Origin of the sequence: Shinella sp., from assembly GCF_035998705.1 — a bacterium.
Taxonomy (GTDB): domain Bacteria; phylum Pseudomonadota; class Alphaproteobacteria; order Rhizobiales; family Rhizobiaceae; genus Shinella.
In genome coordinates, this window is record NZ_DASYHH010000002.1 from 15,216 (window position 1) to 28,106 (window position 12,891).

Sequence of the window (12,891 nt, forward strand, 5' to 3'; positions counted from 1 at the left end):
CTGAAAAAATAGCAAGCATATTTCACCTAGGAAGATACATGCTTGCTATTTTTGACGAGCAAGCATAGGTTTTCTGTGCAGCAAGCATGGAGCGATTCTATGGAAGATACCCCGCAAAGCAGAGGTGGCCGCACACGAGCAGAAAAACTGTCTGCTAGTGAGCGAAAAGAAATAGCCAGCCAAGCCGCAAGAACGAGGTGGGACGTGGAAAAAAAGGTTCCCAAAGCAACACATGGGTCAGCCGATCACCCTTTGAAGATCGGAGACATTGAAATTCCCTGCTACGTTCTTGAAGACGGAACTCGCGTGCTGTCGCAACGCGGAACATTGGGGGGCCTTGGCCTAAGTCAGGGAAGCTCCGGTGGCACTGGTGGTGATCGACTTGCCAGTTTTGCGACAGGTAAGGCCATTTCTCCCTTTATTCCTAATGACTTGCTGGCGCTGATTGAAAATCCGATAAGGTTTCGTCACTCGGGCGGCGGCGGCGCTGCATACGGATATCCCGCAACAATTCTTCCAGAGATTTGCGAGGCTGTTCTTGCGGCACGCCAAGCTGGGGCACTCCAACGGCAGCAATTGCATATTGCAGCGCAGTGTGAAGCTCTTGTGCGGGCCTTCGCGAAAGTCGGCATTGTAGCGCTCGTGGACGAGGCTACCGGCTATCAATCGGCCAGAGACCGCGACGAACTCCACAGATTACTTTCGGCTTACCTTTCAGAAGAGAGATTGGCTTGGGCGAAGCGCTTCCCGGACGAATTCTATAAGCAGATATACAGACTAAGAGGCTGGAAGTGGCCCGTGGGTAAAGCAAAAACTCCGCTACTTGGGCACATTACCAACGACATTGTTTACGATCGCCTGCCACCAGGGGTTCTACCAAAGCTGAGAGAGCTTAACCCTACTGATGAAGAGACAAAGAGGCGCAAGCATCGCCATCATCAATTTCTTTCCGAGGAGGTGGGCCAACCCGATCTCCGCGACCATATCTTGCAAATCATCCCCTTAATGAAAGTTTCAAAGACTTGGGAAGGGTTCAAGAGGTTGGTTGATGTCGCTTTCCCTAAAAATGGGACTCAATATGAGATGGACATTGAAAACGAGTGATCGTGCTTAACGTCAAGCAGAGAGCGCTGGCCTGCGTGTCCGCGGCAAGCCATAACATTTCCGCGAGCTCGGCACGGCACGTTGCGGCGTCTCTGCGCAAGGCTTATATCTCGTCAATGAACCGTCGCAAGTTTCTCAAATGGTCCGGCATAGGCGCCCTCACGATGCTTGCGGGCGGCGCGTTTGCGAGCCGCAGTCTCGCGGCGAACCGGTACTATGACGGCCCGGTCAGCGGCCATTTCGACGGAACCTATTTCTTCAATCCGAACGGCGAAGAGCCGAACAGCTTCTTCGAGCTGATGCGCTGGCAGCTGGGCGGCGGCCGTGCGGCCTGGCCGCTCGACTGGCCGAGCCCGTTTCCCTTCGCCGTGCCGGAGCCGCGGGTCGACGGCAATCGCCTCGTCGTCACCATGGCGGGGCATGCGGCGCTGCTGATCCAGACGGCCGGCCTCAACATCCTGACGGATCCCGTCTGGAGCGACCGCGCCAGCCCCTTTACCTTCGCTGGTCCGAAGCGGGCCAACCCGCCGGGCATAAAGCTTGCCGACCTGCCGAAGATCGACGTGGTGCTCGTCACGCACAACCACTACGACCACCTCGATCTCGCAACGCTGAAGACCCTTGCGGCGCGGGACGGCTGCCGCATCGTCACGCCACTCGGCAACGACCGGATCATCGCGCCGGCGGTCGGTAACGCCCTCGTCACGACGATGGACTGGGATGGCAATCTTGCGTTGGCCGACGGCGTGACCCTCCATTGCGAGCCCTGCCACCACTGGTCGGCGCGCGGCCTCGGCGATCGGCGCATGGCGCTGTGGTCCGCCTTCCTCATCGAAACGCCGGGCGGAAAGATCTACCATATCGGCGATACCGGCTTTCACCAGGGCATCAATTACCGGGCGATCCGCGAGAAACACGGGCAGATCCGCCTCGCCAACCTGCCCTTCGGCGCCTACGAGCCGCGCTGGTTCATGCGCCCGCAGCACCAGAACCCGGACGAGGCGGTGCAGGGCATGGTGGCATCGGGTGCGGCTCATGTGGCAGGCCACCATTGGGGCACGTTCCGGCTGACCAACGAGGGCGTGGACGAGCCGCTGGCAGCGCTTGAAACCGCACTCGACGCCGCCGGCATCGCCCGCGAGCGCTTCCGCGCGCTGCGACCCGGCGAGGTCTTCGAGGTCCCGGCCGCGGCCGCCTGATGCAAGACACTGGAAATCCGCGGGCTTTTCCGCCATATAGCCCACAAAGGGGCCTTTCGGCCCGAGACGGGCAAAGTTGATGACAAAGACGGTCGATTTCGCAAAGATGAACGGGCTGGGAAACAAGATCCTGGTCGTGGACATGCGTGGCCGCGCCGATGTCGTGACGCCGGCCGCAGCCATCGCCCTCAATGCCGATCCCGCCACCCGCTTCGACCAGATCATGGCGCTGCATGACCCCAGGGTCGATGGCACCGATGCCTGGATCGACATCCTGAATTCCGACGGCTCGAAGGCGCAGGCCTGCGGCAACGGCACGCGCTGTGTCGTGCAGGCGCTCGCCGCCGAGACCGGCAAGAAGGTCTTCACCTTCCAGACCGTCGCCGGCATCCTCAACGCCGTCGAGCACGAGGACGGCACGATCTCGGTCGACATGGGCAAGCCGATCTTCGAGTGGAACCGCATTCCGCTCGCCGAGGAATTCTACGACACCAGCCGCATCGAATTGCAGATCGGCCCGATCGACGCGCCGATCCTGCATTCGCCTTCCGTCGCCTCGATGGGCAATCCGCATGCGATCTTCTGGGTCGACCGCGACGTGATGTCCTACGATCTCGAACGCTTCGGCCCGCTCCTCGAAAACCATCCGATGTTCCCAGAGCGCGCCAACATCACGCTGGCGCAGGTCACGTCGCCCACCGCCATGACCACCCGCACCTGGGAACGCGGCGCCGGGCTGACGCTCGCCTGCGGTTCCGCCGCCTGCGCCTCTGGCGTCAGTGGCGCGCGCACCGGCCGCACCGGCCGCAAGGTCGCCATCACCGTTGCCAGCAGCCCGAACCGCGGCACGCTCACCATCGAATGGCGCGACGACGACCACGTCGTCATGACCGGCCCGGCCGAATGGGAATGGTCCGGCACGCTCGATCCCGCGACCGGCGCCTTCCGCCGGGACGATGCCGAGGCGGCCGCCCTTTGAGCGGCGTCGAGGTCATAACCTTCGGCTGTCGGCTCAACACCTACGAATCGGAAGTGATGCGCGCGGAAGCCGAGAAGGCGGGGCTCAACAATGCCGTTCTGGTGAACACCTGCGCCGTCACCGGCGAGGCCGTGCGCCAGGCCCGCCAGGCGATCCGCCGCGCGCGGCGCGACAATCCCCATGCCCGCATCATCGTCACCGGCTGTGCCGCGCAGACGGAGAAGCATACCTTTGCCGAAATGCCGGAAGTGGACGCCGTGCTCGGCAACGAGGAGAAGCTGAAAAGCGCCGCCTATCGCGCGCTGCCGGATTTCGGCGTCTCGGCGGAAGAGAAGCTGCGCGTCAACGACATCATGAGCGTGCGCGAGACCGCGCCGCAGATGGTGAAACTCATCGACGGCCATGTGCGCGCCTTCGTGCAGGTGCAGAACGGCTGCGACCATCGCTGCACCTTCTGCATCATCCCCTATGGCCGCGGCAATTCCCGCTCCGTGCCGATGGGCGCCGTCGTCGAGCAGGCCCGCAAACTCGTCGAGGGCGGCTATTCGGAAATCGTGCTGACCGGCGTGGATGCCACCAGCTACGGCGGCGACTTGGCCGGCAAGCCAAGCCTCGGTCAGCTCGCAAAAAAGCTGCTGAAGCAGGTGCCGGAAATCAGCCGCCTGCGCCTCTCTTCGATCGACAGCATCGAGGCGGACGGCCATCTCTGGGACCTGATCGCCGACGAGCCGCGCTTCATGCCGCACCTGCATCTCTCGCTCCAGCATGGCGACGACCTGATCCTGAAGCGCATGAAGCGGCGCCATTCGAGCGCCGACGCCGTCGCCTTCTGCGCGCGCGTGAAAACCCTGCGTCCGGAAACGAGTTTCGGCGCCGACATGATCGCCGGCTTCCCGACGGAGACGGACGAGATGTTCGCCAATGCCGCGCGGCACGCTGAGGATTGCGGCATCGCGCATCTGCACGTCTTCCCCTACAGCCCGCGCGCCGGCACGCCCGCCGCCCGCATGCCGCAGCTCGACCGGGCGCTGGTCAAGGAGCGCGCCAGCCGGCTGCGCAACGTTGGAAAACGCCTGCACGAGGCCCATCTCGACGGGATGGTCGGCAGCACGCAGGACATCCTGGTCGAGAACAACGGCCTCGCCCATACCGAAAACTTCACGCTCGTCGACGCCGCGGGTCTAAAACCCCGCGCGCTTGTGCCGGTGACGATCACCGGCCACAATGGAAAACACCTGACGATGCGGCCAGCGACCCTTGCCGGCACCGCCTCCCTTCGCAACTAGCGGACACATTTCATGGCCTTCGGCTTCATCAAGAAGATTTTCACATTCGGAAAAGACACCGCTGCCGAGCCCGAGACGGAAGCGCCGCCGCTTGCCGAGCCGCAGGTCGTCGAGACGCCGCCGGAACCAATTATCGAGACGCCGAAGACGGCCAGCGTCGAAGAGCGCGATGCCCTGCTCGACGAAGCCGAAGCCGCCAATCCCGAGGCACCCCATCCTGTGCCGGCCGAAGCCGAGCCGGATATCTACCCGCTGCCGCACGCGCCCGCACTGCCGGTCGTCGAAGACCCCGTCGCGCCGGCTGAGATCGAGACCGCTGGCGGACCGGCCGATGACGACGTGGCTCCGGAAGCCGAAGCGATCGAGGAACAGGCCGTCGCGCCAGTAGAAGAGATCATCGAGGAAGAAGCGGTCGCGGAGCCGGTCGCAGAAATCGTCGAGGAAGAACCCGCGCCAGCGAAAGACGAGATCGCGCCGGTGGAGGAGACGCCCGCCGAAGCTGAAGACCCCGTCCTCGAAGAAGCCGCCCGCATCGAGCCGAAAGCGCCGGTCCTGCCGAAGGGCTTTGCCACGGCCGAGCGCGCGCCGGTCGAAGCGGCCGTCGCACAGCAGCCGAGGCGCACCTGGTTCCAGCGCCTGCGCGAAGGCCTGTCGCGCACCTCCTCGCAGCTGACGGGCCAGATCACCAGCCTCTTCACCAAGCGCAAGCTCGACGATGCGACGCTTCAGGACCTCGAAGATCTGCTGATCCAGGCCGATCTCGGCGTGGAGACGGCGCTGCGCATCACCGACACGCTCGCCTCCGAGCGCTACGGCAAGGACGTGACCGGCTCCGACGTCTCGCGCATCATGGCAAGCGAGATCACCAAGGTGCTGTCGCCGGTCGCAAAGCCGCTCGAACTCGACCTCAACCACAAGCCGCATGTCATTCTCGTCGTCGGCGTCAACGGCACCGGCAAGACGACGACGATCGGCAAGCTCGCCGCCAAGCTCTCCGGCGCCGGCCTGAAGGTCATGCTCGCCGCCGGCGACACCTTTCGCGCGGCGGCGATCGAACAGTTGAAAATCTGGGCGGAGCGCACCGGCTCCGACATCGTCTCCTCCAAACTCGGCGCCGATGCCGCGGGTCTCGCCTACGAAGCCTACGAACAGGCGAAGCTGAAGCAGAGCGACGTGCTGATCGTCGACACCGCCGGCCGCTTGCAGAACAAGACGGAACTGATGGCGGAGCTGGAAAAGATCGTGCGCGTGCTCGGCAAGCTCGATCCGGATGCGCCGCACACCGTTCTCCAGACGCTCGACGCCACGACCGGGCAGAACGCCATGAACCAGGTCGAGATTTTCCGCAACGTTGCGGGCGTCACGGGCCTCATCATGACAAAATTGGACGGTACGGCCCGCGGCGGCATCCTTGTAGCGATTGCCGCCAAACACAAGCTGCCGGTCTATTTCATCGGTGTCGGGGAAGGGGTCGACGATCTCGAACCCTTCGAGGCCAAGGATTTCGCTGAGGCGATTGCAGGAGTTGAAGCATGAGCAAGGCAACGCTGGACGTGCCGGCCAAGGCCGAGGAGAAGGTCAGCCCCCTCCTCAAGATGGTGCTGGAGCTGGGGCCGCTCGTCGTCTTCTTCTTCGCCAATTCCCGCGGCGAATGGCTGGCCGCGCAGTTTCCCGTGCTCGCCGAAATGGGCGGGCCGATCTTCATCGCCACCGGCCTCTTCATGGCCGCGACCGCGCTGGCACTGATCGTCTCCTGGGTGCTGACCCGCACGCTGCCGATGATGCCGCTGATTTCCGGCATCGTCGTCTTCGTCTTCGGCGCGCTGACGCTCTGGCTGCAAAACGACACCTTCATCAAGATGAAGCCGACCATCGTCAACACGCTGTTCGGCGCCATCCTGCTCGGCGGGCTGTTCTTCGGCAAATCCCTGCTCGGCTACGTCTTCCACGCCGCCTTCAAGCTGACCGACGAGGGCTGGCGCAAGCTGACGCTGCGCTGGGGCCTGTTCTTCGTCTTCCTCGCGGTGATGAACGAAGTGGTCTGGCGCTCCTTCTCGACGGATTTCTGGGTCGCCTTCAAGGTCTGGGGCACCATGCCCATCACCATCCTCTTCACGCTGTCGCAGATGCCGCTGATCATGCGCCATTCCATCGAGCCGCCGGAAGAGGGCAAGGCGCCCTGAGCCTCAACTCGCGGGCGCGCCGAGCGCCTTTTCGATGGCCGGAAAGAGCCCGTTCTTGAGGCTGTTCTCGTCGAAGGGGCCGACCTTCTTGTAGAGGATCGTGCCGTCCGGGCCGACGAGGTAGGATTCCGGGATGCCGTAGACACCCCAGTCGATCGCCATCTTGCCGACGGGATCGAGCCCGATGGCGGAGAACGGATTGCCGAGCTCGCCGAGGAAGCGCAGCGCATTTTCGCTGCCGTCCTTGTAGTTGACGCCCACCACATTGAGGCGCGGGTCCTTCGAGAGCGCCAGGATGACCGGGTGCTCCTGCCGGCAGGGCACGCACCAGGACGCCCAGAAATTGACCAGCGTCAGCTTGCCCTTGGCACCCTCCGCGGTCAGCGCCGGCATCGGCAGACCATCCTTTACGGCGCCGGCCAGCGGCTCCAGGTCACGCCAGGGCGCCTTCATGCCGATCAGCGCGGAGGGGATTTCGGAAATATCGCGGCCGGAATTGAGCTGCGTCCAGAAGATCAGCGCCAGGCCAAGGAAAATCGCCAGCGGCAGGGCGGCGAGAATGACGCGCGTGCGGGTGCCCCCACTTTGGGCATTGCTTTCCGTCTCGCTCATCGGGCGTCCTCGGTGCGCACTGAACGGCGGCGCACGCCGGCCGCTTCCAGCCGCTCAAGCTCCCGATGGCGGCCGCGGTGATCGAGCCAGACCCAAAGAATCAGCCCGATGCTGACGGAGAAGGCGGCGATATAGGAGGCCGTGACGTAGAAGGCGTGGCTCATGCGGCATCTCCCTCGCGGCCCGCGGCGCGCGCGGCATGGCGGCGCAGCACCGCGATGCGGCGGCGCAGGATTTCGTTGCGCATGGCGAGGATGTGCAGCGTGAAGAACAGCAGCGTGAAGGCGATGGCCATCACGAGCAGCGGACGCAGGAATTCCGCCGAGATCGTCGGGCCGTCCAGACGGATGACGCTCGCCGGCTGGTGCAGCGTGTTCCACCATTCCACGGAAAACTTGATGATCGGGATGTTGACGAAGCCGACGAGGATCAGCACGGCGCTGACCTTGGCGGCGCGCGTCGGCTCGTCCATGGCGCGGTTGAGCGCGATCAGGCCGAGATACATCAGGAACAGCACGAAGACGGAGGTGAGCCGGGCATCCCACACCCACCACGTCCCCCACATCGGCTTGCCCCAGAGCGAGCCGGTGATGAGGGCGACGAGGGTGAAGCAGGCGCCGATGGGTGCTGCGGCCTTGGCGGAGACGTCGGCCAGCGGATGGCGCCAGACCAGCGTGCCGAGCGCCGACAGCGCCATGACCGTGTAGCACATCATGGCAAGCCAGGCGGCCGGCACATGCACATACATGATGCGCACCGTCTCACCCTGCTGGTAATCACCCCCCGTGGTGAAGGCGAGATAGAGCCCGACCGCGAACAGACAGAGCGTCAGCCCGGCAAGCCAGGGCCAGACGATGGCGACCAGCGCCAGAAACCGCGTCGGGTTGGCGAGATCGCTGAATTTGCGGATGGCAAGGCTCGGTTCGCTCATGATGGTTCTTTAACGTGTCAGCCCGGCATCTTCAATTGATCTGCCGCAATCACATTCGTGTCAATCCGGCGTGTCAGTCACTCGAAAGCCGGAGTGCAGCAGCGGCCGCGACCGGCCCGATGACGGCGAAGAGCAGGTTGAGGGCGACGAGAATGAGGAAGGGCGGCAGGAACGGCGCCGGCTCCTGGATCGCCGCATAGACCGCGCTGACGCCGAAAATCAGCACGGGAATGGCAAGCGGCAGCACGAGGATGGAGACGAGCAGCCCGCCCCGCGGCAGCGCCACGGCAATCGCGGCCCCCGCCGCGCCGATGAAGGTGATGGCAGGCGTGCCGGCGAGCAGCGTCAGCGTGGTGGCCGCGATCGCCGTCTCGTCCATGTTCATGAACAGGCCCAGCAGCGGCGCGGCGATGACGAGCGGCAGGCCGGTCGCGAGCCAGTGGGCGATGCATTTGACGAACACCGTCAGCACCAGCGGCGTCTCCTGCATCAGGAGCAGATCGAGCGAACCGTCCTCCCGCTCGGCCTGGAACAGCCGGTCAAGGCCGAGCAGCGAGGCGAGCAGCGCGCCGATCCAGAGGATGGCCGGGCCGATGCGGGCGAGAAGGTTGAGATCCGGGCCGACGCCGAAGGGGATGACGGCGACGACGGTCATGAAGAAGAGCACGCCGATGAGCGCGCCGCCGCCGGCGCGGACGGAGAGTTTGAGGTCGCGGGCAAGGAGGGCGATCATGCCTGCATCCTCGGGCGGGGTGCGTGTGGCTCACCCCCCTCTGCCCTGCCGGGCATCTCCCCCTCAAGGGGGGAGATTGGCTGGGCGCAACGGCATTCCCTTTTCCGCGACGTTCGCGATGGGTGAGACGTTTCCGCGAATCGATCTCCCCCCTTGAGGGGGAGATGCCCGGCAGGGCAGAGGGGGGTCGCGAAGCGCATCACCACACAGTCTCCATCACACCCGCAAACCCCGTCATCCGCAGTTCCCGCGCCTCCAGCCCCAGCGGCTGGTGCGTCGCCGCAATCGCGATGCCGCCCCGACCGAGATGCGCCGTCACCAGCCCCGCAAACATCGTCTCGGCCGCCCCGTCCAGCGCCGCCGTCGGCTCGTCGAGGATCCACACCGGGCGCCAGGCGACCAGCAGCTTGGCCATGGCCATGCGCCGCTGCTGGCCGGCGGAGAGGTAGCCGAAGGGAAGGTGCGCGATGCCGCCGAGACCGACTGATTCGACCGCCGCGCCGACCTCCACCCCCGCGCCGCCGGGAAAATCGCCGAAGAAGTCCTTCCAGAAGGTGAGATTCTCGTCGACGGTAAGTTCCCGCTTCATCGCATTGCGGTGGCCGAGATAGTGGCAGGCCTCGCCGAGCCGCTCCACCGGGTGCGGTGCAGCAAGCAGCTTCGCCGTGCCGGATTCCGCCGGCAGAAGACCCGCCAGAACCCGCAGCAGCGTCGACTTGCCGGACCCGTTCGGCCCCTTGACGACAAGCGCCTCGCCGCCCGCGATTTCGAAGGAAATATCTTGGAAAATCAGGTCCTCGCCGCGCGTGGCGCTCAATCCTTCGGCCACGAGCCGCATGGCTGTTCACTTTCCTTTTACGACCCGGGTCGCATTCCATTTGCGACCTTGGTCGCAACGCAAAAAAATGTCCCGATTTGCCTATAAGCGCTCTGGAACGTTCGGTGGAAATTATCTATAACGCCCGCAACACGCCAGCGGTCGGCGTGAATTTCATCCAAGCGCCGAACACGGGAATGATTCTCGCGTACGGACAGCGGAAATGGCCGCACCCGCATCCCATTCGCGCTCAACGCGCAGGGGCGTTCGTACGTCAGCTTTCTGGCGCCAGACGAGACGGGGTATAACGTGTCCAAATCCCTAGACAGTTTCAATTGTCGTTCGACCCTTACGGTCAACGGCACCGACTATGTATATTACAGCCTGCCCAAGGCCGAGGCGAACGGCCTTCCCGGCGTCTCGAAGCTGCCCTACTCGATGAAGGTGCTTCTGGAGAACCTGCTGCGCTTCGAGGACGGCCGCTCCGTCACGAAGGAGCACATCCTCTCCGTCGTCGACTGGCTGACGAACAAGGGCACGGTCGAAAACGAGATCGCCTATCGCCCGGCCCGCGTGCTGATGCAGGACTTCACCGGCGTTCCCGCCGTCGTCGACCTTGCGGCCATGCGTGACGCCATGGTCTCGCTCGGCGGCGATCCGGAAAAGATCAATCCGCTCGTGCCCGTCGACCTCGTCATCGACCACTCGGTCATCGTCGACGAATTCGGCACACCGACTGCCTTTGCCCGCAACGTCGAGCTCGAATATGAGCGCAACGGCGAGCGCTACCGCTTCCTGAAGTGGGGTCAGCAGGCGTTCAAGAATTTCCGCGTCGTTCCTCCGGGCACCGGCATCTGTCATCAGGTCAATCTGGAATATCTGGGCCAGACGGTCTGGACCAAGGAAGAAGACGGCGAGATCATCGCCTACCCGGATACCTGCGTCGGCACCGACAGCCACACGACCATGATCAATGGCCTCGGCGTTCTCGGCTGGGGCGTCGGCGGCATCGAGGCGGAAGCCGCCATGCTCGGCCAGCCGGTCTCCATGCTTCTGCCCGAAGTCATCGGCTTCAAGCTGACCGGCAAGCTCAAGGAAGGTGTCACCGCGACCGACCTCGTGCTGATGGTCGTGCAGATGCTGCGCAAGAAGGGCGTGGTCTCGAAATTCGTCGAATTCTTCGGCCCCGGCCTCGACAACATGACGCTCGCCGACCGCGCGACGATCGGCAATATGGGCCCGGAATACGGCGCGACCTGCGGCTTCTTCCCGGTCGACAGCGAAACCGTCAACTACCTCACCATGTCCGGCCGCGAAGAACAGCGTATCGCGCTGGTCGAAGCCTATTCGAAGGCGCAGGGCATGTGGCGTGACGGCGACGGCGCCGACCTCGTCTTCACCGACACGCTCGAACTCGACCTCGGCGACGTCGTGCCCGCCATGGCCGGCCCGAAGCGTCCGGAAGGCCGCATCCCGCTCGAAAACATCGCCTCCGGCTTCGCCACGTCAATGGACGCCGACTACAAGAAGCCCGGCCAGCTTTCCAACCGCTATGCGGTCGAAGGCACCGACTACGATCTCGGCCACGGCGACGTCGCCATTGCCGCCATCACCTCCTGCACCAACACGTCCAACCCGTCGGTTCTCATCGCCGCCGGCCTGCTCGCCCGCAACGCGGTCGCCAGGGGCCTGAAGACGAAGCCGTGGGTCAAGACGTCGCTGGCACCGGGATCCCAGGTCGTCGGCGAATATCTCGCCAAGTCCGGCCTCCAGGCCGATCTCGACAAGCTCGGCTTCAACCTCGTCGGCTTCGGCTGCACGACCTGCATCGGCAATTCCGGCCCGCTGCCGGCGCCGATCTCCAAGACGATCAACGACAAGGGCCTGATTGCCGCCGGCGTCCTCTCCGGCAACCGCAACTTCGAAGGCCGTATCTCGCCGGACGTGCAGGCGAACTACCTCGCCTCCCCGCCGCTGGTCGTGGCCTACGCGCTGGCCGGTTCGGTCCAGAAGGACCTCACCAAGGAGCCGCTCGGCGAAGACCGGGACGGCAACCCCGTCTACCTCAAGGACATCTGGCCGACCTCGCAGGAAATCCAGGAATTCATCCTGAAATACGTCACCCGCGCGCTCTATGCCGCGAAATATGCCGACGTGTTCAAGGGCGACGAGAACTGGCAGGCCGTGCAGGTGCCGGCAGGCCAGACCTATGCCTGGGACGACCAGTCGACCTATGTGCAGAACCCGCCCTACTTCGTCGGCATGGGCAAGACCGGCTCCGGCCTCAAGAACATCGAGGGGGCGCGCGTCCTCGGCCTGTTCGGCGACAAGATCACCACCGACCACATTTCCCCGGCCGGTTCGATCAAGGCGGCATCGCCTGCCGGTGCGTACCTCACGGGCAACGGCGTCGCCGTCGCCGACTTCAACCAGTACGGCACGCGCCGCGGCAACCATGAAGTGATGATGCGCGGCACCTTCGCCAACATCCGCATCCGCAACCACATGCTCGGCCCCAACGGCAAGGAAGGTGGCTACACGATCCACTATCCGACCAAGGAAGAGATGTCGATCTACGACGCGGCCATGAAGTACAAGGCCGAGGGCGTTCCGCTCGTCATCTTCGCCGGCGTCGAATACGGCAACGGCTCGTCGCGCGACTGGGCGGCCAAGGGCACCAACCTGCTCGGCGTGAAGGCCGTGGTGGCGCAGTCCTTCGAGCGCATCCACCGCTCCAACCTCGTCGGCATGGGCATCGTGCCCTTCGTCTTCGAGGATGGCACGACCTGGGCGACGCTCGACCTGAAGGGCGACGAAGTCGTCACGATCGACGGCCTCGAAGGCGACATCAAGCCGCGCGAGAAGAAGATCGCCAGGATCACCTATGCCGACGGCACGGTGAAGGAGGTTCCCCTCCTCTGCCGCATCGATACGCTCGACGAGGTGACCTACATGAACAATGGCGGCATTCTCCAGACCGTTCTGCGCGATCTCGCGGCCTAAGCGATTTTGGCATCAAAATGCGAAATGCCGGGGCCAAAACCCCG

The 12,891-nt window shown here is 64.2% G+C and carries 12 protein-coding genes; 7 read left to right on the forward strand and 5 right to left on the reverse strand.

The features are described from left to right. Positions 1-99: 99 nt before the first annotated feature. From VGN93_RS00175 to VGN93_RS00200, 6 genes are all read left to right on the forward strand, one after another. Positions 100-1,104, forward strand: a complete 1,005-nt coding sequence (locus VGN93_RS00175) for a P63C domain-containing protein (RefSeq protein WP_327505861.1) — start codon at positions 100-102, stop codon at positions 1,102-1,104. Positions 1,105-1,268: 164 nt separating this feature from the next. Continuing rightward, a complete protein-coding gene (locus VGN93_RS00180; protein WP_327505862.1) occupies positions 1,269-2,303 on the forward strand; it encodes an MBL fold metallo-hydrolase in 1,035 nt (344 codons plus the stop codon). A 79-nt stretch (positions 2,304-2,382) separates the two neighbouring features. Further along, positions 2,383-3,282 carry a diaminopimelate epimerase gene (gene dapF / locus VGN93_RS00185; RefSeq protein ID WP_327505863.1) on the forward strand — a complete coding sequence of 300 codons (900 nt, stop codon included), beginning with the start codon at positions 2,383-2,385 and terminating at the stop codon, positions 3,280-3,282. Further along, positions 3,279-4,568: a tRNA (N(6)-L-threonylcarbamoyladenosine(37)-C(2))-methylthiotransferase MtaB gene (gene mtaB / locus VGN93_RS00190; RefSeq protein ID WP_327505864.1), complete on the forward strand. Its 1,290-nt coding sequence runs from the start codon at positions 3,279-3,281 to the stop codon at positions 4,566-4,568. Before dapF ends, mtaB begins: the two co-directional genes overlap by 4 nt. 12 nt (positions 4,569-4,580) lie before the next feature. Continuing rightward, complete coding sequence (gene ftsY, locus VGN93_RS00195) at positions 4,581-6,104, forward strand: signal recognition particle-docking protein FtsY (protein WP_327505865.1); 1,524 nt, start codon at positions 4,581-4,583, stop codon at positions 6,102-6,104. Continuing rightward, positions 6,101-6,751, forward strand: coding sequence for a septation protein A (locus VGN93_RS00200; RefSeq protein ID WP_319324036.1), 651 nt, complete (start codon positions 6,101-6,103; stop codon positions 6,749-6,751). The genes ftsY and VGN93_RS00200 overlap by 4 nt, the downstream gene beginning before the upstream one ends. A gap of 3 nt (positions 6,752-6,754) precedes the next feature. On the opposite strand, the gene VGN93_RS00205 is transcribed toward VGN93_RS00200, so the two are convergent. From VGN93_RS00205 to ccmA, 5 genes are all read right to left on the reverse strand, one after another. Next, entirely contained in the window at positions 6,755-7,363 is a 609-nt protein-coding gene (locus VGN93_RS00205) for a DsbE family thiol:disulfide interchange protein (protein WP_327505866.1), read from the reverse strand. Beyond that, positions 7,360-7,527, reverse strand: a complete 168-nt coding sequence (ccmD, locus tag VGN93_RS00210) for a heme exporter protein CcmD (protein WP_327505867.1) — start codon at positions 7,525-7,527, stop codon at positions 7,360-7,362. The genes VGN93_RS00205 and ccmD overlap by 4 nt, the downstream gene beginning before the upstream one ends. Continuing rightward, positions 7,524-8,294 (reverse strand): heme ABC transporter permease, encoded by a 771-nt coding sequence (locus VGN93_RS00215; RefSeq protein ID WP_327505868.1) that lies wholly within the window; start codon positions 8,292-8,294, stop codon positions 7,524-7,526. Before VGN93_RS00215 ends, ccmD begins: the two co-directional genes overlap by 4 nt. Positions 8,295-8,367: 73 nt before the next feature. Next, positions 8,368-9,027: a heme exporter protein CcmB gene (ccmB, locus tag VGN93_RS00220; protein ID WP_256119540.1), complete on the reverse strand. Its 660-nt coding sequence runs from the start codon at positions 9,025-9,027 to the stop codon at positions 8,368-8,370. A gap of 199 nt (positions 9,028-9,226) precedes the next feature. Next, entirely contained in the window at positions 9,227-9,865 is a 639-nt protein-coding gene (gene ccmA / locus VGN93_RS00225) for a heme ABC exporter ATP-binding protein CcmA (RefSeq protein WP_327505869.1), read from the reverse strand. Between the two features lie 288 nt (positions 9,866-10,153). Here ccmA and acnA point away from each other — a divergent pair, with 288 nt between their 5' ends. Further along, positions 10,154-12,847 carry an aconitate hydratase AcnA gene (gene acnA / locus VGN93_RS00230; protein ID WP_327505870.1) on the forward strand — a complete coding sequence of 898 codons (2,694 nt, stop codon included), beginning with the start codon at positions 10,154-10,156 and terminating at the stop codon, positions 12,845-12,847. The last annotated feature ends 44 nt before the right edge of the window (positions 12,848-12,891 follow it).

What these genes read in the sequence shown, in the direction of transcription:
- VGN93_RS00175 (WP_327505861.1), top strand. Translation starts at nt 100, where the DNA reads ATGGAAGATACCCCGCAAAGCAGAGGTGGCCGCACACGAGCAGAAAAA.
- ccmD (WP_327505867.1), bottom strand. Translation starts at nt 7,527, where the DNA reads ATGAGCCACGCCTTCTACGTCACGGCCTCCTATATCGCCGCCTTCTCC.
- ccmA (WP_327505869.1), bottom strand. Translation starts at nt 9,865, where the DNA reads ATGCGGCTCGTGGCCGAAGGATTGAGCGCCACGCGCGGCGAGGACCTG.
- ccmB (WP_256119540.1), bottom strand. Translation starts at nt 9,027, where the DNA reads ATGATCGCCCTCCTTGCCCGCGACCTCAAACTCTCCGTCCGCGCCGGC.
- ftsY (WP_327505865.1), top strand. Translation starts at nt 4,581, where the DNA reads ATGGCCTTCGGCTTCATCAAGAAGATTTTCACATTCGGAAAAGACACC.
- dapF (WP_327505863.1), top strand. Translation starts at nt 2,383, where the DNA reads ATGACAAAGACGGTCGATTTCGCAAAGATGAACGGGCTGGGAAACAAG.
- VGN93_RS00200 (WP_319324036.1), top strand. Translation starts at nt 6,101, where the DNA reads ATGAGCAAGGCAACGCTGGACGTGCCGGCCAAGGCCGAGGAGAAGGTC.
- VGN93_RS00205 (WP_327505866.1), bottom strand. Translation starts at nt 7,363, where the DNA reads ATGAGCGAGACGGAAAGCAATGCCCAAAGTGGGGGCACCCGCACGCGC.
- VGN93_RS00180 (WP_327505862.1), top strand. Translation starts at nt 1,269, where the DNA reads ATGCTTGCGGGCGGCGCGTTTGCGAGCCGCAGTCTCGCGGCGAACCGG.
- VGN93_RS00215 (WP_327505868.1), bottom strand. Translation starts at nt 8,294, where the DNA reads ATGAGCGAACCGAGCCTTGCCATCCGCAAATTCAGCGATCTCGCCAAC.